At 38.6% G+C, this 23,629-nt stretch carries 19 protein-coding genes and 1 pseudogene; 7 read left to right on the top strand and 13 right to left on the bottom strand.

The features are described from left to right. Positions 1–163: 163 nt before the first annotated feature. The 5 genes from serB to HMPREF9969_RS07615 form a co-directional block, all read right to left on the bottom strand. Positions 164–1,411, bottom strand: coding sequence for a phosphoserine phosphatase SerB (serB, locus tag HMPREF9969_RS07635; protein WP_009435236.1), 1,248 nt, complete (start codon positions 1,409–1,411; stop codon positions 164–166). Between the two features lie 616 nt (positions 1,412–2,027). Then, positions 2,028–2,900 (bottom strand): succinate--CoA ligase subunit alpha, encoded by an 873-nt coding sequence (gene sucD / locus HMPREF9969_RS07630; protein ID WP_009435237.1) that lies wholly within the window; start codon positions 2,898–2,900, stop codon positions 2,028–2,030. A 10-nt stretch (positions 2,901–2,910) separates the two neighbouring features. Then, entirely contained in the window at positions 2,911–4,050 is a 1,140-nt protein-coding gene (sucC, locus tag HMPREF9969_RS07625; RefSeq protein ID WP_009435224.1) for an ADP-forming succinate--CoA ligase subunit beta, read from the bottom strand. Positions 4,051–4,110: 60 nt separating this feature from the next. Beyond that, on the bottom strand, positions 4,111–5,175 hold the full coding sequence (gene buk, locus HMPREF9969_RS07620) for a butyrate kinase (protein WP_009435246.1): 1,065 nt from the start codon (positions 5,173–5,175) through the stop codon (positions 4,111–4,113). Between the two features lie 37 nt (positions 5,176–5,212). Further along, complete coding sequence (locus HMPREF9969_RS07615; protein WP_009435226.1) at positions 5,213–6,124, bottom strand: phosphate acyltransferase; 912 nt, start codon at positions 6,122–6,124, stop codon at positions 5,213–5,215. Between the two features lie 179 nt (positions 6,125–6,303). Here HMPREF9969_RS07615 and HMPREF9969_RS07610 point away from each other — a divergent pair, with 179 nt between their 5' ends. The 3 genes from HMPREF9969_RS07610 (at position 6,304) to HMPREF9969_RS07600 (ending at position 10,835) form a co-directional block, all read left to right on the top strand. Then, positions 6,304–7,638, top strand: coding sequence for a hypothetical protein (locus HMPREF9969_RS07610; protein WP_009435241.1), 1,335 nt, complete (start codon positions 6,304–6,306; stop codon positions 7,636–7,638). A gap of 171 nt (positions 7,639–7,809) precedes the next feature. Beyond that, positions 7,810–9,744 carry a polysaccharide biosynthesis protein gene (locus tag HMPREF9969_RS07605; protein ID WP_009435234.1) on the top strand — a complete coding sequence of 645 codons (1,935 nt, stop codon included), beginning with the start codon at positions 7,810–7,812 and terminating at the stop codon, positions 9,742–9,744. Further along, positions 9,744–10,835: a nucleotidyltransferase family protein gene (locus HMPREF9969_RS07600; RefSeq protein ID WP_009435240.1), complete on the top strand. Its 1,092-nt coding sequence runs from the start codon at positions 9,744–9,746 to the stop codon at positions 10,833–10,835. The genes HMPREF9969_RS07605 and HMPREF9969_RS07600 overlap by 1 nt, the downstream gene beginning before the upstream one ends. 715 nt (positions 10,836–11,550) lie before the next feature. Here HMPREF9969_RS07600 and rny read toward each other — a convergent pair. From rny to HMPREF9969_RS07580, 4 genes are read right to left on the bottom strand one after another with little or no spacing between them, the layout of a single operon-like run. Continuing rightward, positions 11,551–13,092 carry a ribonuclease Y gene (gene rny / locus HMPREF9969_RS07595; RefSeq protein ID WP_009435239.1) on the bottom strand — a complete coding sequence of 514 codons (1,542 nt, stop codon included), beginning with the start codon at positions 13,090–13,092 and terminating at the stop codon, positions 11,551–11,553. Between the two features lie 35 nt (positions 13,093–13,127). Next, positions 13,128–13,421, bottom strand: coding sequence for a cell division protein ZapA (locus tag HMPREF9969_RS07590; protein ID WP_004382740.1), 294 nt, complete (start codon positions 13,419–13,421; stop codon positions 13,128–13,130). An 11-nt stretch (positions 13,422–13,432) separates the two neighbouring features. Next, complete coding sequence (locus tag HMPREF9969_RS07585; RefSeq protein ID WP_009435228.1) at positions 13,433–13,726, bottom strand: hypothetical protein; 294 nt, start codon at positions 13,724–13,726, stop codon at positions 13,433–13,435. 59 nt (positions 13,727–13,785) lie between these two features. Next, positions 13,786–14,418, bottom strand: coding sequence for a hypothetical protein (locus HMPREF9969_RS07580; protein ID WP_009435243.1), 633 nt, complete (start codon positions 14,416–14,418; stop codon positions 13,786–13,788). Between the two features lie 282 nt (positions 14,419–14,700). Between HMPREF9969_RS07580 and rfbA the strand changes: the two genes are divergently transcribed. Genes rfbA through HMPREF9969_RS07565 form a run of 3 tightly spaced genes read left to right on the top strand, consistent with a single transcriptional unit; the run spans position 14,701 to position 18,566 of the window. Continuing rightward, positions 14,701–15,573 (top strand): glucose-1-phosphate thymidylyltransferase RfbA, encoded by an 873-nt coding sequence (rfbA, locus tag HMPREF9969_RS07575; RefSeq protein ID WP_009435227.1) that lies wholly within the window; start codon positions 14,701–14,703, stop codon positions 15,571–15,573. A 47-nt stretch (positions 15,574–15,620) separates the two neighbouring features. Continuing rightward, positions 15,621–18,125 (top strand): GumC family protein, encoded by a 2,505-nt coding sequence (locus HMPREF9969_RS07570; protein WP_009435222.1) that lies wholly within the window; start codon positions 15,621–15,623, stop codon positions 18,123–18,125. Positions 18,126–18,140: 15 nt separating this feature from the next. Then, entirely contained in the window at positions 18,141–18,566 is a 426-nt protein-coding gene (locus tag HMPREF9969_RS07565; protein WP_009435244.1) for a BT0820 family HAD-type phosphatase, read from the top strand. Positions 18,567–19,259: 693 nt separating this feature from the next. Here HMPREF9969_RS07565 and HMPREF9969_RS07560 read toward each other — a convergent pair. The 4 genes from HMPREF9969_RS07560 to HMPREF9969_RS07545 are packed head-to-tail and all read right to left on the bottom strand — an operon-like array spanning position 19,260 to position 23,058. Further along, positions 19,260–20,828, bottom strand: coding sequence for a peptide chain release factor 3 (locus tag HMPREF9969_RS07560; RefSeq protein ID WP_009435238.1), 1,569 nt, complete (start codon positions 20,826–20,828; stop codon positions 19,260–19,262). 14 nt (positions 20,829–20,842) lie between these two features. After that, entirely contained in the window at positions 20,843–21,727 is an 885-nt protein-coding gene (gene rfbD, locus HMPREF9969_RS07555) for a dTDP-4-dehydrorhamnose reductase (RefSeq protein WP_009435232.1), read from the bottom strand. A gap of 13 nt (positions 21,728–21,740) precedes the next feature. Next, positions 21,741–22,349, bottom strand: a complete 609-nt coding sequence (locus HMPREF9969_RS07550; protein WP_009435245.1) for a DUF4924 family protein — start codon at positions 22,347–22,349, stop codon at positions 21,741–21,743. A gap of 22 nt (positions 22,350–22,371) precedes the next feature. Beyond that, positions 22,372–23,058 carry a LysE family translocator gene (locus HMPREF9969_RS07545; protein WP_009435235.1) on the bottom strand — a complete coding sequence of 229 codons (687 nt, stop codon included), beginning with the start codon at positions 23,056–23,058 and terminating at the stop codon, positions 22,372–22,374. Positions 23,059–23,306: 248 nt separating this feature from the next. Here HMPREF9969_RS07545 and HMPREF9969_RS12580 point away from each other — a divergent pair. Next, positions 23,307–23,629, top strand: a pseudogene (locus HMPREF9969_RS12580) (IS1380 family transposase); the annotation flags it as partial.

The following is a 23,629-nucleotide window of genomic DNA, read 5'->3' as shown; positions in this document are numbered from 1 at the left end:
GCATAAGTAGTCTGGCTTCTGTAATCTTACTATAAGTTTACTCCTATATATTAACATCCTCGTTTGCCCACTCAATTTAAAGAGCTTTGGACAAAAGAGGATGTTTGTTTCTGTTGGTTTAACAAAAGAAAGATTGTTCTTCACTCAGAAGAAACTTCTTTACTTAAAGCTTCCCTGCGTCTCCCAAGTAACTATCCTTGAATCCAAGAAAATACAACACACCATCAAGCCCGATAGTTGTTATATTTTGTTCGGCAGTAGCTTGCACACGGGGCTTTGCATGGTAAGCAATGCCCAATCCCGCTTCTGAAATCATGGGCAAGTCATTAGCTCCATCGCCTACAGCAATCGTTTGTGCGAGATTGACTTTCTCAACTTGAGCCAGTAGCTTCAATAGTTCTGCCTTGCGTTTTCCGTCAACTATATCACCGAGGTAACGCCCAGTTAACTTATTATGCTCATCTATTTCTAGTTCGTTTGCATAGACATAATCAATACCATATTTGCGTTGTAAGAACTCACCAAAATATGTAAATCCACCGCTGAGAATAGCTATTTTATAACCACATTGTTTCAGCACATTCATCAATCTGTCTACGCCTTCCGTAATTGGCATTGACTCTGCAATATCTTTCATTACGCCAGCATCTAAGCCCTTCAATAGTGCTACACGTTCAGCGAAACTCTCTTTGAAATCAATCTCACCACGCATCGCACGTTCTGTGATCTCTGCCACTTGTTCGCCAACACCAGCTCGCTTTGCAAGTTCATCAATACACTCGGTCTGAATAAGTGTCGAATCCATGTCAAAGCAGATGAGTCTGCGCATACGACGATACATATCATCCTTCTGTAGAGAACAATCAATACCTTGTTCATGGCTCATTTGCATCAACTCTGCTTGTAAGCGTTGATAATCGGTAGGGGTTCCTCTAAGTGAAAACTCAATGCAGGCTCTGACGTGCAAGTAATGTTTCTTAATACTTTGCCGTCCAGTAAGGCGTCGTACAGCATCAATGTTAAAGCCATGCGCCGAGATGATTTGTGCCGTTGCTTGTATGTTCCTTGCCGACAACGATCGCCCAATAATAGTAAGGATGTATCTGTTCTTACCTTGTTGATTCACCCATTCCTCATACTCATCGTCACTGATTGATGCAAAACCAATGTTTACACCAATTTCTGTAGCTTTGAAGAGCAAGTCTTTCATCACCTGCCCTGAGCTTTGTTTGTCAATTCTGATGAGAATACCGAGTGATAGGGTGGAGTGAATATCCGCCTGACCAATGTCTAAGATGTGTGCGTCATATTGTGCAAGTATTTCCATGATAGACGCTGTTAGTCCAGGTCGATCTTGCCCTGTTACCCTGATTAATATTTGTTCTTCTTGTGTGTTTGTCTTTTCTTCCATATCAAATCTTTGTTCATGCAAAAGTACTGATTAATTATGACGTGAGCAAATGTTCTAGCAAACTACATTAGGATTATCTTCGGTTTACTCCCGTGTGCAGGATGATAGTCTGATTTTAAGTACGATCCACTTCTAAGTTTAAGTACATTTGATGTCTAAGTTAAAGTACGCTTGACGTTTAACTTAAAGTATAAATCGACTTTAAGTTAACGTGAAAATTAACTCTAAATTGGAAGCTAGTTAGTATTATATTAAAAGTTTAATATTAACTACTATATAATTGATTATCAATTTATAATAGATAGTTTATACATGATAAACTATAAGTTTTGTTCAAGTTAAGGTTAATGTTTTATTGAGGCGAAAGTTACCCCTATGAAGTCCTACGACTTTTCTATAAAATAAAGTATTGATTAGTACTTAATGGTTATGAAACTAATGAACAAATAAAGGTTGTGTCTTCATGTAGATATTGTCTATAGTATTTTGATGACAGACTAAAAGTAAAGACAGACAGCCTCGTCTATTTATTAAAGCAAATGTGCTTCAGTTAGGCGAAAGCGTCTGTCCCTACTTATTGTATAAACGATTTATCTCTTTGTGAGATACCTCATCTTTACTTCTTCATCTGTTGCTTTAGTAGTGTTGGAATCTCACTCGTCTCACGTGCAACAGGAACACCAACAGCCTCAAACGCAGCTATCTTTTCGCTTGCAGAGCCAGAGCCACTTGAAATTATAGCACCAGCATGCCCCATTTGTTTGCCCGGAGGAGCTTGTTGTCCAGAGATGAAGACAGCTACGGGTTTAGTTACATGCTCCTTTATAAACTTTGCGGCACGTTCTTCAGCGTCACCACCAATCTCACCAATGAGTGCAATGCTATCCGTCTCTGGGTCATCTTGGAACATCTGTAATAGTTCTTCAAAGTAAAGACCTACAACAGGGTCACCACCAACGCCAACGGCTGTTGATTGTCCGAGCCCTGCTTGTGTGAGGTTATGCACTACCTCATAAGTTAAAGTACCGCTACGACTGATGACGCCAGTATGTCCTTTCTTAAAGATGTTTGTTGGCATAATACCAGCCATGCTCTCTTCTGGAGATATCAAGCCAGGGCAGTTAGGTCCGATAACCTTTACACCATGAACTTTAGCATAATGCTGTGCAGCTACAGCGTCGAGCGTTGGTACACCTTCGGTAATACAGATGACAAGTTGAATGCCGCCATCAATCGCTTCTAGCATAGCATCCTTAGCGAAAGGTGCAGGAACAAAGATAATAGAAGTGTTTGCTTGTGTTGCAGCCACCGCATCTTTCACCGTGTTGAAAACAGGGATACCACAGACTTCTTGTCCAGCCTTGCCAGGAGAAGTACCACCCACAACATTGGTTCCATACTCTTTCATCTTTGATGCGTGAAAACTACCATCACGACCAGTTATACCTTGTACAATTAGTCTTGTATTTTTGTTGATCAGAATACTCATAATATCTTATTTAAAGTTGTTTACTTAGTTCAACTGCCTTGTGTCCAGCATCTGCCATAGAGGTGGCAACATTGAAGTGGGTTCCTTCTAATATTGCCCTTCCTTCCGCCTCGTTGGTACCAGTGAGTCGGATGACAATAGGAATGTCGGTTTGAATCACCTTGAACGCTTCAAGCAAGCCCTTAGCAACGTCATCGCAACGGGTAATTCCACCAAAGATGTTAATGAGAACAACCTTTACATGCTTGTCGGCTAATAAGAGCTTCATGGCTTCAACAATCTTCTCGGGGTTAGAGCTACCACCAATATCAAGGAAGTTAGCTGGTTCGCCACCATAGAGTTTAATCATATCCATCGTAGCCATTGCAAGACCAGCACCATTAACCATACAACCGATTGAGCCTCCAAGGTTAACGTAACTGAAGCCCTTATCCTTAGCCTCACGCTCTTTCTTTTCCTCTGCTGTAGGCTCGAAGAGTTCTGCTATATCAGGATGGCGGAAGAGAGCATTATCATCAAAGGTCATCTTAGCGTCGATGGCTTTTAGTGTACCTTCCTGTGTCATCACGAGAGGATTTATCTCTGCAAGTGAGGCATCCTTTTCGACGAAGAGTTTATAAAGGTTCTTGAAGATAGGCACCGCTTGCTTCACTTGTGCCATATCATCGAATAACTTGAATGCTGCTTCACGTGCGAGGAAGTCAGACATACCAATAGTTGGATCAATGACAATCTTCTCAATCTTCTCTGGTGTCTCTTTTGCCACTTGCTCGATATCCATACCACCGGCACGACTCAACATCAACATAGGGCACTTCGACTTGCGATCAACAAGAATACTCATGTAGTACTCAGAGGCAATGTTAACAGCTTCGCTAACTAGGACGCGATCAACAATGAACCCTTTAATGTCCATACCTAAGATAGCTTCTGCATGTTGGCGAATCTCTTCTTCACTACTTCCAAGTTTAACACCACCGGCCTTACCACGACCGCCCGTGTGTACTTGTGCTTTTACTACCGCTTTTGCTAAACCTAATTGTTTATACGCAGCAACAGCCTCATCCGGTGTTCGACAAACGATGTTGCGATCTACCGGTAGTCCATAAGATGCAAAGATACTCTTTGCTTGGTATTCATGTACCTTCATAAGATTTGTTTTAAATTATAAACTATAGTTTAGGTGTTTTGTAAATCAATTGAATGTGAATCAATAGTCTTTAGCTACTCTTTCTCCACGTAAGACAGCCAAGGCATTCTCTGTTAGTGCGAGCATCTCATCTTGACCAGGATAAACATGCACTGGAGCAAGATATTCTATTCGACGTTTAAGGCGGTCGATGATGTAATCGCTCTTTGCCATTCCACCCGTGAGAAGGATGGCATCAACTTTACCATATAGAACAGCCCCTTCTGCGGCTATGTTCTTCGCAACATGCCATATCATTGCAGACACGATTAACTCTGCATGTTTATCGCCAGCCTTAATCCAGTTCATGACCTCTCTTAGGTCATTTGTACCAAGATGTGCGATTAAACCAGCCTGCCCACTGACTCTGCCTAGTAATTGGCTTTCAGTGTATTTACCACTAAAACAAAGGCGTATTAAGTCGGCTGCTGGGAGACTACCCGCACGTTCGGGTGAGAAGGGACCTTCACCATCAAGGGCATTATTAGCATCGATGGCTCGACCATGATTGTGGGCGGCAATTGATATTCCACCACCAAGATGACAGATGATAAGGTTGAGTTTCTCGTATGTAGTACCTATATCTTTGGCGTATCGTCTACCAATGGCTTTCTGATTCAAAGCGTGCCAGATACATGCACGAGGCATTAGAGGAGAACCAGAGATACGGGCTTCGGGCTCTAATTCGTCAACTACACCAGGATCGGCAACAAAACTTTTGCAACCGGGGATGTCACGTGCAATCTCGTCTGCAATCATACAACCTAAGTCACAGGCATGCTGATGAATAGCTTGCTGCTGGTCAAGTATCATTTCTTCCGTAATGGTGAATACACCACTTGACACGGGTTTAGCTAATCCGCCTCGTCCGATAACTGCATCAAAGTCAAGAGGAATATTGCGTTTCTTTAATTCTTCAATAACAAGTTGCTTTCTAAAGTGAAATTGATCTGTAATCTTCTTGAAAGTACTTAGTTCTTCTCTTGAATGGGGTATGTCTGCAACAAAGACAGGTTCATCGTCATTCGCTAAGGAGATTTTGGTTGAGGTTGAGCCTGGGTTAATAGCTAGGATCTTGTATGCCATAATGTTTTATTGGGTTATATTGGGAAGGGTAATAACCTTATTTTACTATGAGACTTGCAAGTGCAAGACTATATAACTTGGAGGTAATAGTATCGCCTCTGCTAGGGAGAACTACTGGTGCCATTGTTCCTTGAAGTACACCTGCGACCTCAGCATGACAGAAGAGCGTGATAGTTTTATAGAATAGGTTGCCCGACTCTATATTGGGGAAGATAAGTGCGTCAGCCTCTCCGTTGATAGGTGAGTTGATTTGTTTAATCTCCATTGCTTCCTTAGAGCATGAAGTCTTTAAATCTAAGGGTCCATCTATCTCACACTTACCGAAAACTCCTGCTTTCGCATCTTCTTTTAATGTTAGATAATTTGCCGTATGAGGGAAGTGTTTGGTATCGACCTTCTCGGAGCAATGTATTAGAGAGATTTTAGGGCAAGTGATGTTGAAAGCATGGCAAAAGTCAACAAGATATTGTACTTGAGCTTTACGCTGTTCATCCGTAGGATAAGGAATCACAGCAGCATCAGTAAAGAATATTAGTTTGTTATACTCTGCTAATTTAGCAACAGCAATATGGGTTAAGACAGCCCCTTTAGGTAATATACCGAGTTCCTTATCTAATATAGCGCGTAGGAGGACATCTGTATTGACAAAACCTTTCATTATTATATCGGCTTGCTTCTCTCGGATAAGTGCCACAGCCTTACGTGAAGCCTCATCAGGAGACCCCACAATAATAGTTTCAAAGCCTTCCTTTTGTGCAAAAGTATTCTGTGTAATTTCAGAGCATATCAATATGGGCTTTATAAAACCTTCGTTGGCTGCTAATAAGACAGCTTCTTGTGTGTGGCTCTCTTCTGGCCATACAACAACTACACGTTTACGAATATGTTTCTCTTTGAGCAGACTTATTAGTTGTTTAAAGTCTTTGATACTTCTTTCTTTTTCTGGCATGTTCTGTTGATATTTAAGTAGTAGTATGATAACGCAACAAAGATACTATTTTGTTTTGATATATAGATTCATTTTAAGGAAAAAACTGATTAAAATTCTTTTATTCCCATTAGTTGCAGTATATTTGCAGCCAAATTAGAGTCTATATGAAACGTCTACTTTTCTTTTTCTTAACGTGTATGGTTGTTGTTATTGGTTTTGCACAGACAACTAATCATACGCATATTCCTAAGGATGCTATTTTCTATAATGCACGTTGGCAAGGAGTTGCCACGGAAAATAAGGCGGCGTATTATCGTGTTCTTACTGTAGATAATAGAGGGGCTAAGATGTTCTATGACTATTACATTACGGGGCAGTTGCGTGCAGAGAAGCATTACATAAGCATCAATCGTCAAGATGATAAACTAACGAAGTTAGAGGGAGTGTGCCGTACGTTTTATAAGTCAGGTAAGGTAGAGTCTGTAATGCAATATAAGAATGGTGTAGCTAATGGGCGTGCCCTTTCTTTCTTTCCTAGTGGGAAAGTTGGTATGAAACTGAATTATCGTAATGGTGTTTTAGATGGATCTTGTTATGCTTATAATGAACAAGGTAGGGTAGAGTACACAACTATCTGGCGTGACGGCTCTCGTATATCAGACTCAAAGGGCGGCAAAGATTACTATATAAATAAGGTGACGAATGAAGATGAGTTTTGTGAGCGGTATCGTGTAAGGGAGCGTGTAACCATGGCGCAATCTAGACAGGTAAACACATCAACGCTTGATGACAAGAAGATTGACAAGCGTGAAGCCCCTGCAAGTAAAGTTACATCTTCTACAATAAAGAAGGATGAGAGCCAGCAATCGAATAAAGCATCAGTTCCGCAACAGAAAGTCTCCAAAGAAATGACAGAAGAAGAGCGATTGATAGCAGAGGTGAAATATCCTGATGCACCAGTGGATGTTACGGAATCATCGAAAGGTAATTCTTCGAAGGAAGAGAAGGTCAAAGTAGCAACTATTCCAGATGAATGTTTGTTTCCATTCCCTTACTTATGTCACATCTTACTAGATGATACTGAACGTTTGAAGGATATACCCTCTTTGGTTGCATTGAGTAAAGTGTTTGCGTTGAAAGATTCACAAACCATCAATGGGTATAGTACTCAGAAAGAGATTATCTTCCATCACAATATGTATTATGATGAACAGAGTGGTCAAGATAAGGTCGTCGGTAAACAACCAAGACAAATAGGCTATTTAGGAACCTATGTTGATCGTCAATTAATGTTAGAACGCATTAACCTATTTACTTGGTCTTCAGATGAAATGTTATCATTTGCTCGACAAGCTATTGAGGCTGGTTATCATGTTTTAGGTGGAGGAGATTATCAGTCCTTAGATGGTAACTTTATCTTAGAGCCTAAGAGTTCGAAGGTCAGTGACGGCTCTCGATCTGTTCTTATTACCTTTACGCATCAGCCCAATCTTTATGGAGGTCTTTACCATATTCAAATGGATGTAAGATGATAAAATGAGGTGATTTTATAAAGTTGAGATAAATAAGTTGTGAGATATGTGGTGAATTGCAAATTTTTGTCTATATTTGCAGCATCAACGTAATTGTGAATTAAAGAAACTTAGGTGTGTCTCTTAGTCTTTCCTTTCTGATACACTAAATATAACGACAACATATCGAATATGAAAGTAATTGAGAAACTTTGGAATTGGTATTTATCTGCCAATGCTTTGCCTTATTGGGTTATTTTAGCCATTGATATCTTTATCTGTTATTTCTCAGGTTTATTCGTCTTTTGGTTGTATTCTCATGGTGCTTTGGCTTGGAGTTATATTGCATTGTTCTCTAAGACAATCCTTATTTATATGATCTTCAACCTGATTGGTTTTAGAATCTTCCATACCTATTCAGGAATCATTCGATACTCCTCTTTTGTTGATTTACAGCGTGTAGGTTTAGCAATGTTATCTTCTTTAATTGTTGCTGAAGCCATGCACTATGTTATTTATTATTGGGATCTTGATTTCATTCGACTTCAAGGACGACAGATAGCGGCAATGTATCTAGTTGCTACAATTGGAATGATGTTGTTTAGAATTGTTGTTAAGTCTCTATATGATGTTCTCTTCAATACGGGCGGTGGTATGCGTACGCTCATCTATGGTGTGAAAGATGGTGGTATCGGTTTAGCCAAGAGCATTCGAAGTAGTAAACCTAATAAGTTTACTTTGAAGGGCTTTATAGCTCATGATTCAACTTTCAAAGGACGTATCTTGATGGGAGAAAAGGTCTATATAGTAGATGATGATTTGGCAGAAATTATCAGGGAGTTGAAGATTAAGGCAGTCTTAGTTTCTCCTTTACAGAATGAGCATTTCCGTGATGACCAAAAGCTACAAGATGTCTTGTTAAGTCAAGGCGTCCAGATCTTTATGAGTGAAGGCGAAAAGGAATGGAGTCAGGATGATGATTATTCAAATGTACAACTAAAGGAGATTAGTATTGAGGACCTTCTCCCACGTGACCAGATTCGTGTAGATATGGATTCTATCGGTGCTCTCCTGCGTGGAAAGAAGATTATGATTACTGGTTCTGCAGGTAGTATTGGTTCTGAAATGGTGCGCCAGATTGCCATTTATAATCCTGCGGAATTGATACTGATTGATCAAGCCGAAACGCCACAACATAATATTCGATTGATGATGCACTTTGAGTGGCCTAATATAACAGCTCATACGATAGTTGCAAGTATTGCTAATGCTGATCGTATGGATAAGATTTTCCAAACATATAAGCCTGATTACGTGTTCCATGCAGCTGCTTATAAGCATGTGCCCATGATGGAGAATAATCCATCAGAGAGTATTCAAAATAACGTTTGGGGAACGAAAGTTATAGCTGATTTGAGTGTTAAGTATGGCGTTAAGAAGTTTGTTATGATATCTACAGATAAAGCTGTAAATCCAACGAATGTGATGGGTTGCTCTAAACGAATCTGTGAGATATATTGCCAGAGCTTAAACAAAATGATTAACGAACAAGCTAATGGTAAACCAGTGACGCAGTTTGTAACAACTCGTTTTGGTAACGTATTAGGCTCTAATGGATCTGTTATTCCTTTGTTTGAGAAGCAGATTAAGGCAGGTGGTCCTGTTACGGTTACTGACCCAAAGATTATTCGTTTCTTTATGCTTATTCCAGAGGCTTGTAAACTCGTGTTGGAAGCTGGTACACATGGTAGTGGAGGAGAGATATTTGTCTTTGATATGGGTAAACCCGTAAAGATAGCAGATCTAGCGAAACGAATGATAAAACTCTCTGGAGCAAAGAATGTTGAGATTAAGTATACTGGTTTGCGTGCAGGTGAGAAGCTCTATGAAGAAGTTTTGAGCACAACAGAGAATACTCTTCCTAGTTTCCATGAGAAGATTCGTATAGCAAAAGTACGTGAGTATGACTTCAAAGAGGTTGAGGCTCAGATTAATTCTCTTATCTCTTTGAGTCACACATACGATGATATGGCTATCGTTGAAAAGATGAAAGAGATAGTACCAGAGTATGTAAGTAATAACAGCAAGTATTCTATATTGGATAAGCAAACTGTAAGCAATAAATAATGGATAAAGCCTATTCTATATTCCTGAGCCTAGTAAAAAGTGAGTTATGGCAAACTCCTTTAGATTTGAGTTTATCTCATTCCGAGTTTACTGATGTTTACAACATTGCTTCAAAGCAAGCAATGTTAGGCATACTTGCTGCAAGTTTGATTCGTAATGACGTACAGTTAGAGAGACAGGATGTACTTAAAATCCTGACGATTCAAGGTACGATAGCGAAAAGCAATAGAGCATTGAATGCAGAGTTGGAAAGGTTGCGTTGTCTGTTGGATAAGAATAAAATAGATGCGATTGTTGTAAAAGGGCAAACTATAGGTATCTATTATCCTGATCCTCTTTCGCGTACACCAGGCGATATTGATTTCTATTGTGACAAAAAGAATCTAGCAAAGGTTATTCCCGCTATTGCGCAGGATTGGGGAATTAATATTAATGTTGAACCAACCGATCAACATTTTGAAATAAACCACAACTCTATAACATTGGAGCTGCATCATTGCTTGATGAGATTTGCTAGTCATAAGTCCCAAAAGATATGGAATCGTATCTTCGAGAATCTCAAGCCTTCGTTTGTCAATGTTAATGGCTCTTCTATTCAAACATTAGAACCAACATTAAATCTCCTTTATACCTTCCTGCATCTTTATCATCATCTGATAGAATTAGGTGTAGGTTTGCGCCAATTCTGTGATGTTGCAATCCTTCTTAAAGTTTATCATAACGTTATTGATAAAGAACAGCTGTATAAATGGCTGGACGAACTAGACTTTCGGAAAGCCTTTGATGCTATTCAGTTGATATTGGTAAAGTTGTTAGGTTTGGATGAGAAGTTTGCTCTATGTCCTATTCCTGTCAATGAATCTTCCGACACAATTTCTTTGTTTATGGATATAGTTTGGTTCGGTGGTAACTTCGGCTTTCATGGTTATAATAGGAGTTTCCGATTTAAGAGCCAATATTTCCTTGTTACAACTTATCGAAAGCTCCAATTATATTATCGCTTTTATCGTTTCTCACCGCGTGAGATTCGTGCCTCCGTATTATCGGCAATCCCTCACAAAGTAATGTTAGCTTTTAAGGGTAGGCTTTAGAAAACGTTTTCATAAGGCACGCAAAAAATTGTTCGCGAACAAATTCAAAATTGTTCGCGAACAATTTTGTGAATCTCTTAGTACTCTTTAATCTATCCTCTGCCGAATGCGTATCCCCTTGCTGCCAGATACGTATTCTCGTTCCGCTAGATACGGTGAGCGTTGCTGTTAGATGCGGTGAGCGTTGTTGCTAGATACGTATCTGTCAGCAGCGCAATACGTATTTGTCGGTAGGGGAATGCGGTGAGCGTAGCACAGGAATACGCATCTAGCAGAATGTCTATACTGTAAGGCGTAGAACTCTCTTGGAAGTTTCAATCACTTATTTGAGAGCCTCGTCCTCTGTTCCTGACAATATATACTTTTGTTATTGACAATATGTACTTTCGCGCCCCACGAAATATACTTTCGTCAAAGAGCGACTAATGCGGGAAGTAGTTCGTTGAAATTGCGGATGCGGTTTGCTATAAATTTATATGCTGTTTGCGTAAAATTTCTAACCGCTTCCCCATATATTTATATACGGTTAGAAATTTACGGGGAAGCGGTTAGAAATAAATTTATATCAAATAAAAGTCTTTGGAGAAACGTATAGAAATGCAGATAGGTTTAAGTTTTAGTGAACGTTTATCTAAAATAGAATGGATATGAAGAAATGCACCCCATGAACTGAAGTGCATTTCTTTATTATTGAAATAGATAAAACTATTTGTCGTTACTTTGCATAAGCAACAGAACGGGTTTCACGAATTACTGTAATCTTAACCTGACCAGGATAAGTCATTTCGTTCTGAATTTTCTCTGCTATTTCAGAGCTTAATTTCTCACTCTCTACATCGTCCATCTTATCAGCACCAACGATGACACGGAGTTCTCTACCTGCCTGTATTGCGTATGTCTTTGTCACACCTGGATAGCTCATTGCAATAGCTTCCAAATCATTCAAGCGCTTAATGTAAGCTTCAACTATCTCACGACGAGCACCTGGACGAGCACCAGAAATAGCATCACAAACCTGAACAATCGGTGCAAGAAGAGTTGTCATCTCTACCTCATCATGGTGGGCTGCAATAGCATTGCAAATATCTGGTTTCTCTTTATACTTCTCAGCGAGCTTACCACCATAGATTGCGTGTGGTAAATCAGTCTCCTCATCTGGGACTTTACCAATATCATGCAATAAACCTGCACGCTTTGCCTTCTTTGGGTTTAAGCCTAACTCACTTGCCATAACAGCACAAAGATTCGCTGTCTCACGAGCGTGTTGGAGAAGATTCTGTCCATAAGAAGAACGATATTTCATCTTACCTACAATGCGAATCAACTCTGGATGCAAGCCATGAATACCAAGGTCGATAGCTGTACGCTTACCAGTTTCGATGATTTCATTATCAAGCTGCTTCTTAACTTTTGCGACAACTTCCTCAATGCGTGCAGGGTGAATACGTCCGTCTGCTACCAGCTGATGAAGTGCCAAGCGGCAAACCTCACGACGAACTGGATCGAAAGCTGAGATTACAATTGCTTCTGGCGTATCATCAACAACGATCTCTACACCTGTTGCAGCCTCCAAAGCACGGATATTACGACCTTCACGACCAATGATGCGACCTTTTACCTCATCGCTATCAATATGGAAAACACTTACAGAGTTTTCTATAGCTGTTTCTGTTGCAACTCGTTGTATAGTCTGAATAACTATCTTCTTTGCTTGCTGATTCGCATTAAGTTTGGCTTCATCAACGATCTCATTAATATAAGAAGCGGCATCCAACTTTGCTTGATCTTTCAAACTTTCAATCAAACGTTCCTTTGCTTCTTCAGAGCTAAGTCCAGAAAGTTCTTCTAACTTAATGCGCTCCTGCTCTTGCATCTTTTCAAGATCCTGTTGTTTTACCTGTAACAGCTTCTTCTCATTGTCTACACGCTGTTGCTGCTGATCAACATCTTGCTTGTGTCGATTGAGCTCCTCTTGACGCTGATTAAGAGCAACCTCACGTTGCTTTAATCTATTTTCTCCTTGTTGGATTTTGAGTGTGCGTTGTTGAACTTCTTTTTCAAGCTCGCTCTTTTTGTTAAGGAACTTCTCTTTGACTTCAAGTAATTTCTTTTCTTTTATTACTTCTGCCGCTTTCTCTGCCTCATTTATAGTGTCGTTGTATTTTCCTGTAAGGATATAGCGGAAAATAGCAAATCCACCAGCACAACCTGCAGACAAACAAAGCACAGCTATTACAACTGTAACAATTGGACTCATTTATTATTCTTTTATTATTTTAGTTAATATTCTCGTTATTTCTTTAATACTTCTTCGATTTCTGAAGTGAGTTTACCGAGAATATCATTGAATGGAGCCGTATCATTGCGTACTCCTTCTTTCTTATATTTCAATGCAATATCAAGCATTGCCATATACATAATATCCTTATCCCCTTTTTTACCTTTAAAAAGAGTAGAATAAGTATTGACAGTATCAGTAATTAATTTGGCTGCAGAACGATAATACTCCTCATCGTCGCGTGGAACGTTTACAGAGAGTTCTGTATCATAAACATGCAGTCTTATATGTAGCTTATCGTCTGCCATTATATTCTGGATTATTTCTCACTTAGAAGTGTTATGCACTTGTTAACATCCCGGATTAGTTTGGCAACACGCTTTTGTGCACCTTCCATATCACCATCAGTTACTTCGAGCATCTTTGCCATCTTTAACGAATTATAGTCAGCTTCTGCTTGAGATAACTCTTCTTGGAGTTGTTTAATTTCCTTCTCACGTTGATCAACAAGTGCGTAAAGTTCATCATTTTCTTTCTTCAGTTCTGCATACTGAAGAATCATCTGACGCACACGAGTTGCAAACGTATTGAGAGTTTTCTCATTCGAATCCATAATTCATTTTTGGACGCAAAATTACATTAAAGTTTCTGTTTAAGCAAATATATACCTAATTATTTTGACTCTGCTTGTTCTGCTGGTTTAGGTTCTTTCTTTGCTAAAGTTACAATCTGATAAACGAAATCAGTAGTCCATTTTCTACTAAAGCGCAGTCGCTGATTATATTGTCGAACCGCTACAACTGCTTTGATGACACCAGCATCAGAGAAGTCATTTTTATCGTAAATATCATTTACGGTCTTCTCTGTCATTGTGTATATCGCTTTTTTGAAGAAGCCTGGAACACGTAATTTGAATTTCATCAAATTGCCAATTAACATCATTAAGTCTTGTGTGAAGCCTTGGAATTGATAAAGATAAGGTTGTACATCTTGCATCTTCTTACAATTCTTTTTAATACTTGCGTCTATTTCATCAAAGAAATTATCATCAACTTTATATAAACTTTTCATGGTTTTCTTAACACTAGCCATTTCACCTAATCCCAACTTATTATGTAGGGTTGGAACATGGAATGTTTGTTTATATGTGCGTAAATCAGGGAGCATTGCCAAGTTGTTGATACCTAGGCGAGAAGCAAGTACTGCTTGAAAATAAACCCTAATAAGAGTCATATAGTCTTCCATACCTCCAGACTTCGCTGTTTCATCCCCACTTTTATTAAAAAGCTTTGAAATAAATCCCATTTCTTATATCTTGTTTTTAAGTTATTACAATGTAATTAAATTATTTATTCGCTTGCAAAGTTACTAAAAAAAACAAGAAAACACATTCTTAATGTATGTTTTCTCATTTACAGTTATTTTAATTAAATTAAATTTATTATCTTTGCATGCGTTATATATGCATCGTTGAATGAGGAATTATTTGCATGATAAACTCATAAGAGCTGACCTATTCAATTCCGTTATTCTTCTCTGCTCATAATAGCAACTAAATTATAAGTTAAGATATAAAACGAACTGATTATGAAAGGAATTGTTCTAGCTGGTGGATCTGGCACTCGTCTCTATCCGATAACGAAAGGAATAAGCAAACAACTTATTCCTATATTTGACAAGCCAATGATCTATTATCCTATATCGGTATTGATGTTGGCTGGGATCAGGGAAATTTTAATTATTTCTACGCCACATGATTTGCCTGCGTTCAAACGATTACTGGGAGATGGTAGTAGTTTTGGGGTACGATTTGAATATGCAGAACAACCCTCTCCTGATGGACTTGCTCAAGCGTTTCTTATAGGTGAAGAGTTTATAGGAAATGATTCTGTCTGCCTTGTCTTAGGAGATAATATTTTCTATGGTGCGGGTTTTAGTAGTCTGTTAAAGAATAGTGTTCAAAGAGCTGAAGAAGAAAATAAAGCAACAGTGTTTGGATATTATGTTAATGATCCTGAGAGATATGGTGTTGCAGAGTTCGATAAGAATGGAAAGTGTCTTAGTATAGAAGAAAAGCCAGAGCACCCCAAGAGCAATTACGCTGTTGTTGGACTTTATTTTTATCCCAATAGTGTTATTGAGATTACCAAACAGATTAAACCTTCTGCACGCGGAGAACTAGAGATTACGAGTGTAAACCAGAAATATCTAGATCAAGATATTCTGATGGTTCAAACTCTTCAGCGTGGTTTTGCATGGCTGGATACAGGTACGCATGATAGTTTGTCCGAAGCCAGTACTTTTATTGAGTGTATAGAGAAAAGGCAGGGACTTAAGGTTGCATGTTTAGAAGAGATAGCGTACAAGAAAGGATGGATAACAGCAGATCGTTTGAAAGAAGAAGCTCAACCGATGGCCAAAAACAATTATGGAAAATATCTACTTGAATTGATTGATTAGAATAAGATACGAGTCTTGTTAGCGGATGAAACAAAAATAAAACAAATATGGAAGAAACGACAAAACTAGAACTAGACAAAGAACAAGAGAAGGAAGGCGTAACTTCTTTCTTTGACTTTGCTGCTCTTTATCGAACCGTAATTCTTAATTGGTATTGGTTCGTACTTTCACTGATTATCTTTGGTGGAATTGGAGCTATTTATTTAAGGTACACCACACCTTTGTATCAATCAACAGCAAAATTGCTCATTAAAGATGATGACAATGGAAGTAGTAGACGAGGTTCTTCGTTACAGAACATAACTAACTTGGGAACAATCTCTAATTCCGCTGGTATCGATAATGAGATGGAGATTCTTTCATCACATTCTATTGCTGAAGATGCTATCCGAGATTTAAAGTTGTATGTGAATTACACGACAGAAGGAAAGGTTAAGGATGTTATAACATACCGTGACCAACCTTTGGTTGTAGATATTGATGCTGCCCATTTGGATAGACTGAATAGACCTATCAATCTTAACATTACAAAGAATGGTTCTTCATTTGTTGTTAATGGAACATATTCTGTTCCAACAGATGAGGAAAATAGTGAAGGTCCTTTCTCTATCAATAAAAAGTTTACGAGTCTGCCAGCAACAATCCCTACACGTGCAGGTATTATTACCATTAATTCTAATAATGGTAGAACTTTACATGAAGGTCAAGTTCTAAAGGTTAGCATTCTTTCTCCTAAGATGGCTTCTGATAAGTATGTAGGTGAATTAAAAATAGGTCAAAGTGGGAAAGGTACTTCTATCTTACAACTTCAATTGACTGATGAGGTTCCTCAACGTTCTCTTGATTACTTGAAGCAATTAGCAATTGTTTATAATCGTCAAGCAAATGAGGATAAGAATGCTGTTGCACACCAAACAGAGAAGTTCATTAATTCACGTTTGGAGAAGATTAATGCTGAATTAGGTAAGACCGAAGGTGAGCTTCAGAACTACAAGCAAAAGAATGGCATGGTGGAACTGAAGATGAATGCTAGTAATTCTGTTTCCAACCAGAATACATCAGAGCAGAAACTTGCAGAAATGGAGACTCAAATTGAGCTCTTTAATACGATTGCTCGTGAAGTAGAAAGCTCTTCACGCAATCTAACACAAGTTATTCCATCTAATGTAGGATTGGATGATGAAAGTTCTACTTCTTTGATTAATAAATACAATGAGTTAGTTCTTGAGCGTAATCGTCTCCTTCGTAGTGCATCTGAGAGCTCACCAGTTGTTGAACCTCTCACGGATCAGATTCGTGATTTAAATGTTAATATTCGTCGTGCTATTGCCGCTGCACGCAAGAACTTACAGATTCAGAGAGATGCAGTTTTAGCGCAGGTTACAAAATACACCGATCAAGTAGAGGAAACTCCTCAACAAGAACGTATGTTGACACAGATTGGTCGTCAGCAGGAGGTGAAATCAGGGCTTTATTTGATGTTACTTCAAAAGCGTGAGGAAAATAGTATCTCTCTTGCAGCAACAGCCGATAAGGGTAGGTTGATTGATGATCCACAATTGAATGGTAAAGTCAGTCCTAACTCAACATATATAATGTTGATTGCATTTGTCATAGGTTTGGCAATCCCTGTGTTTATCATTTTAATTATACAATTCTTCCGCTATAAGATTGAAGGACACGATGATGTTGCACGTCTTACCAAGTTACCAATCATTGCAGATATTGCAATTGCAAGTAATTCGGCTAAGGGTAAGGCTGATATTGTTGTTCATGAAAATCAGAACAACCAGATGGAAGAAATATTCCGTTCTCTACGAACGAATCTTCAATTTATGTTGCATGAAGGTGAGAAGGTTGTTCTTTTCACATCTTCAACCTCTGGAGAAGGAAAGACATTTACAGCAGCCAACCTTTCTGTCAGCTTTGGGCTTCTTGGTAAGAAGGTTATCTTGGTAGGTCTTGATATTCGTCGTCCACGTTTGGCAGAACAATTCGGCATTAACGATCACAAGCATGGTATTACTAACCTTCTTGTGAAAGATAATCCGAATAGAGAAGATGTTGAGGCACAGATTCTACCTTCTGGTGTAAATAAGAATTTGGATCTTCTCATGGCTGGTCCAGTTCCTCCTAATCCTGCCGAGCTTATTGCGCGCAATTCTCTTGATACGATTATTGAGATTCTGAAAGAGAAATATGATTACATCATGATTGATACTGCGCCAGTTGGTTTGGTAACTGATACTCTTCAGATTGCCCGTGTGACAAACGTTTCAGTTTATATGTGTCGTGCCGATTACACTCCAAAGGCATCTTTTGCAATGATCAATTCACTTGCAAAGGAAGAGAAATTGCCTAATATGGCTATGGTACTTAATGGCGTTGATATGTCGAAGAGAAAGTACAGCTACTATTATGGCTATGGCAAGTATGGCAAGTATGGTAGATATGGGCGATATGGTGGCTATTCTTATGGTAGTTATGGTAACTACGGAAATTATAGCAACAGCCATTATGGAGATAAAAATGACCATTCTGTAAAGCGATAAAATTAAAGGTTAAGAATGATAATAGCTATTGATTTCGATGGAACCATCGTAGAACATAGATATCCTAAAATCGGTGACGAAATTCCTTTCGCCACCGATACTTTGAAGATGTTAATCAAAGATGGTCATCGCTTGATCTTATGGAGCGTTAGAGAAGACGACTTACTCCAAGAGGCGGTTGATTGGTGCCACGCACGAGGCGTTGATTTCTGGGCAATCAATAAGGATTATCCAGAGGAAGAGAAAGAGAAGAATAATCATTTCTCGAGAAAGATTAAAGCTGACATGTTTATTGATGATCGCAATTTCGGAGGATTGCCCGACTGGGGAACAATCTATCAGATGGTGACAAATCATGAGACATGGGAAAGTCGAAATTTCTCTAATCATTCACTTGAAGATCAAAAGCCACCCAAGAAGAAGCATTGGTGGAATTTTTAATTAAGTAGTTAGGTTGAACAGAGAGGATATTCTTTGTTATTATATCCTCGAATGTTGAACAGTCAATTAACACGTTAACTATTTATTTCTCTATAATGAGCTCAGTATTGTACTGGGCTTATTCTTTTTACCTCAGTTTAATACCTTTGTTTAGTATCATTTCATATATCTTCTTACTTACTAGCTATACAGCATGGATTCTCAACTTGTGTCTAGCTTTCCAGTAGACTTACAGGACGACTGTCTACTTATTCGGCTAATGTAACAGATAAGTGTATAGTCAAATCAGGGAAAGTTAAAGTATCAAGTTATACACGTGTGTATAACTAATTATACACACGTGTATAATTGATTATACAAAGCTGTATAACTGATTATACAGGCGTGTATAAAATAATAGGATAAAGCTCTGGATACTTGTTCTTCCTTTTACATGGTAGAGATACTTAACAGCGAACGATTAGGATACTAATTATTTTGTGTTTATGACAATATAGTTACCAAAGGGAACTCCTCTTTATTTGAGAAGGGCATATCATTGATGTGGAAAGTGGGGTATAGGGTGAATATAGCAGAAGGGCTGACATCCCAATGAGGATTTCAGCCCTTAACTATATTATGTGGGGAAAGTATTTCTTTTATATCAACAATTAGCTTTATAAGCGTGTATAAAGCTAATATTGTCTTCCTAATCTAGAACTCACTTGTGAAGTGGAAACGAATATGTTCGAAGTCTTGTTGAGCCATACTCAAAACATAACTGGAATCAGCGAGGAAGACGTCACGCCCTTCGTTATCTTTAGCCATATATTGATACTTACGCTTCTTGAAATTCTCTAATTCGACCTCATCATCGGCCTCAATCCAACATGCTTTGTAGAGATGAACTGGCTCCCAGCGGCATTTCGCATTATACTCGTGCTCCAAACGATATTGGATAACCTCAAATTGTAATTGTCCAACAGTACCAACAATACGGCGATTATTGAATTGATTAACGAATGATTGTGCTACACCTTCGTTCATTAATTGCTCAATGCCTTTAAGGAATTGCTTAGACTTCATAGGATCATCATTCTCAATGTATTTGAAGAGCTCTGGAGAGAAACTTGGTAAACCACGGAAGTGAATCAATTCGCCTTCTGTTAAAGTATCACCAATCTTGAATACCCCAGCATTGTCAGGGAGACCAACAATATCTCCAGGGTAAGCCTCTTCTACCGTACTCTTGCGCTGTGCCATAAATTGAGTAGGGGAGGAGAAACGCATTGTTTTGCCATTGCGTACATGCAAATAGGGCTGGTTACGTTGGAATTTACCAGAGCAAACTTTGCAGAAAGCAATACAACTACGATGGTTAGGGTCGATGTTGGCGGTAATCTTAAAGATAAAGCCTGTGAACTTTGGCTCTGTAGGTTCTACGATTCTCTCTTCTGCCTTCGTTGGTCGTGGGCTTGGAGCTATCTCTACAAAACAATTTAAGAGTTCCTGTACACCGAAGTTATTCAAGGCAGAGCCGAAGAATACTGGTGCCACTTCTGCACGTCGATAGCCATTAACATCAAATTCTGGATAGACCCCATTAACCAATTCTAGATCATTGCGGAGTTGTTGAGAGAAATCGGCACCAACATGCTCTTCAAGTTCTTTAGAGTTGATATCTACTTCCACCTTCTCAGTAACTCGTTGCTTGTTGGGTGTGAAAAGGTTTAATTGTTGTTCGTAGATGTTATATACACCCTTAAAGCGTTGACCTTGACCGATAGGCCATGATAATGGACGCACACTGATTTGAAGTTCTTCCTCCAATTCATCTAATACGTCGAAAGGATCACGACCTTCACGATCCATCTTATTAATGAAAATGATAACAGGCGTGTTACGCATACGGCAAACTTCCATTAACTTACGTGTTTGTGCCTCAACACCTTTTGCAGAATCGACAACGATGATGGCAGAATCCACAGCTGTTAGAGTACGATAAGTATCTTCGGCAAAGTCTTGGTGACCAGGAGTATCTAGAATGTTTACTTTATACCCCTCGTAATCGAACTCCATCACAGAGGTTGACACCGATATACCACGTTGCTTCTCAATATCCATCCAGTCAGATGTTGCTGTCTTACGAATCTTATTGTTCTTAACAGCACCAGCCACTTGAATTTGTCCACCGAAGAGCAGGAATTTCTCTGTCAATGTAGTTTTACCAGCATCAGGGTGTGAGATAATGGCAAAAGTTCGTCTGCGTTCTATTTCGTTCATTTAAATTCTTTATGTTATTTGTCTTGTTCTTGTAATCCTTTGATACATTTCTTCAATGAGTCTTCCCAGTATGGAATCTTAATACCAAAGGTTTCTTTAATCTTTGTCTTGTCAAGTACAGAATAGGCTGGGCGTGTAACGGGTGATGGAAATTCATCGCTATGGCAAGGTTGTATATCACAATTACGATTGCCAACAAGTTCTGCAATCTTAATAGTAAAGTCATACCAGCTGCAAACACCTTCGTTAGAGAAATGATAGATACCATTGTTTCCTTCATATTTGCGTTGCTCGACAATATCGTAGATCGTATCAGCTAAATCGCCAGCATAAGTTGGAGTGCCACATTGGTCAAAAACAACTTTCAATTGTGGCTTTGTTGCTGTAAGATTAATCATTGTCTTAACAAAGTTATGACCAAATTCGCTATACAACCAGGCGGTACGGAGGATGATATGTTTCACTCCTGTTGCTTGAATCTTTTGTTCGCCATGTAATTTGGTTAAACCATATACGCCTGTCGGAGTACCTTTCATGTCTTCTTTACAAGGAGTATTATAGGGGTCGCCTCCAAAGACATAATCAGTGCTGATATGAACAAGTAAACCATTTACTTCTTTCATTGCAATCGCAAGATTCTCAGGAGCAATAGCATTGAGTGTCTCAACAATATCGCCTGCAGTTTCTGCTTTGTCAACATTTGTCCAAGCTGCGCAATTGATGATACATTTAATATCATTGTCTTTCACCATTTTGCGTATAGCTTCCAAATTAGTGATGTCTAACTTTGTATAACCATCACATACGTCTGTGAAGATATACTTATCTTTACTCTTTTGAGATACAATCTGCATCTCATTACCGAGTTGTCCATTTGCACCTGTAACTAAAATATTCATACCTTTATTGTTTTTATTCTTCACCGAAGTCTAACCCCTCTGTCTTGTCCTTTATATAATAGTCGGATAGCATACCAATAAAAGTTGTTACTTCTTTTAAGGCACGCTCTGTTTCTGGTGTAATCTCTTTCTTTTGTAGACGAAGCATCATGACTCCATAAAGTAAGTCAAAGCATGTCTCTATTTCACTTTTTGAAAGTTGAGAAGCTACATCCTTCAATCGATTGTCATTTGTCTTTGCCATTTTATCAGCAGTACGTTTAGTCTTACCTCTTAGTTCAACAATGAAAGGTAAGACACGATAATATTCTGCTGAATAAAAAGGGAACTTAGAAGATTGGAGTAACTCTTTATGAAGTTCTGTAAGTCCTTGCATCAAGACCTTATTAATCTGTAAGTGACCTCCCTCACGGCAACCTTCTTGATTCATCATTCTAACAAGATCACCAAACCAATCCCCCTCTTCTTCCTTTTGTTCGTCAGTATATTGAAATTGATCAATATATTCGGTACGTATTCTTGTGAGTGAACATCCATAAGCTCGAATGATATCTTCAATCTGCCACATATAAAGCAGATATTCTGCTACACTCTTTTTTCTTAATTCTTTTGCAACAAACATATAAAATACTTATTATTTGTATTTATTTCATCAGACCATCGACCGTAGGAAGGTGATAAAGATTGAATACCGTTCCTAAGAGCATGATAATCGAAAATAAAATAACAATAGAACCAATCACCTTATTTATTATAAGAATACCATTGACATCGAACTTTCCTCGAATTCTATCGATAAGCCATGTTAAACCATACCACCATAATAATGCTCCTGCTGGGATACAAGCGAAACCTACAATCATCTCAAACGTCTGCCCTGGTTGTACAAAAGCAAATTGTGCAAAACAAGCCATGAATAGGAAGATGATCAATGGATTTGAGAATGTTACGAGAAATGCGGTCAATCCATTGTGAAAAATACTACCTTTAGTCTTTCCGCTTTGGTGTACTTTCTTCATTGGATTTGACTTAAAACAATAAAGTCCAAATAATAAGAGTAAGATGCTTCCTGATATTTGGAGTATAAGTTTATAAGTAGGGTTTTGTAAAGGACCCATGATAAAGCTCATACCTAAACCAACTATAAGAGCATAAATAGTATCACTAACGGCTGCGCCAATACCTGTTATAAAACCATACCAACGTCCTTTATTTAAAGTACGCTGAATACATAATATTCCGACTGGACCCATAGGTGCTGATGCGATAATACCAATCAACAAACCTTTAAAGATAAAATCCAGTATATCTAATTGAATAGGAAATTGCATGCTTGTTATTTTGGGTGCAAAATTGCAAAAATTATGTGAGAAAAACAAATTTACCTAACAAAACTTTGTGGTATTCTAGTTTTTTCATAACTTTGCTCCAAGTATAATTAAACCTTAATTCCGCAACACTATTATAAATTAAACTTTTTAAGTACCTGAGCAACAAAAAGTTGCTCAGGATTTTGCCATGTCAGAATTTTCACTTATCTTAGTGTTGCAAAAAAAAACAAGAGAATCCAACGATAGACATGGCGAAGATACAAATTAAATCTGAGAGACTCACTCCTTTTGGGGGATTATTTTCAATCATGGAGCAATTTGACTCCACATTATCATCTGTCATCGACTCAACCCTCGGTCTAAGGTGTAGATCGTTCGGTTATCAGTACAGCGAAATCATCCGTTCTCTCATGAGTATCTACTTCTGTGGCGGTTCATGTATTGAGGATGTCACTACTCATTTGATGAACCACCTCTCACTTCATCCGACACTTCGCACTTGTAGCTCTGATACTATCCTCAGGGCGATAAAGGAGTTGACGCAAGAAAACATTTCATACACATCAGATAT

The organism is Prevotella sp. oral taxon 306 str. F0472, from assembly GCF_000257925.1.
In the GTDB taxonomy this organism is placed as follows: Bacteria; Bacteroidota; Bacteroidia; order Bacteroidales; family Bacteroidaceae; genus Prevotella; species Prevotella vespertina.
The sequence above is the reverse complement of the archived record's forward strand: the minus strand, read 5'-3'. Positions and strand labels throughout refer to the sequence as shown.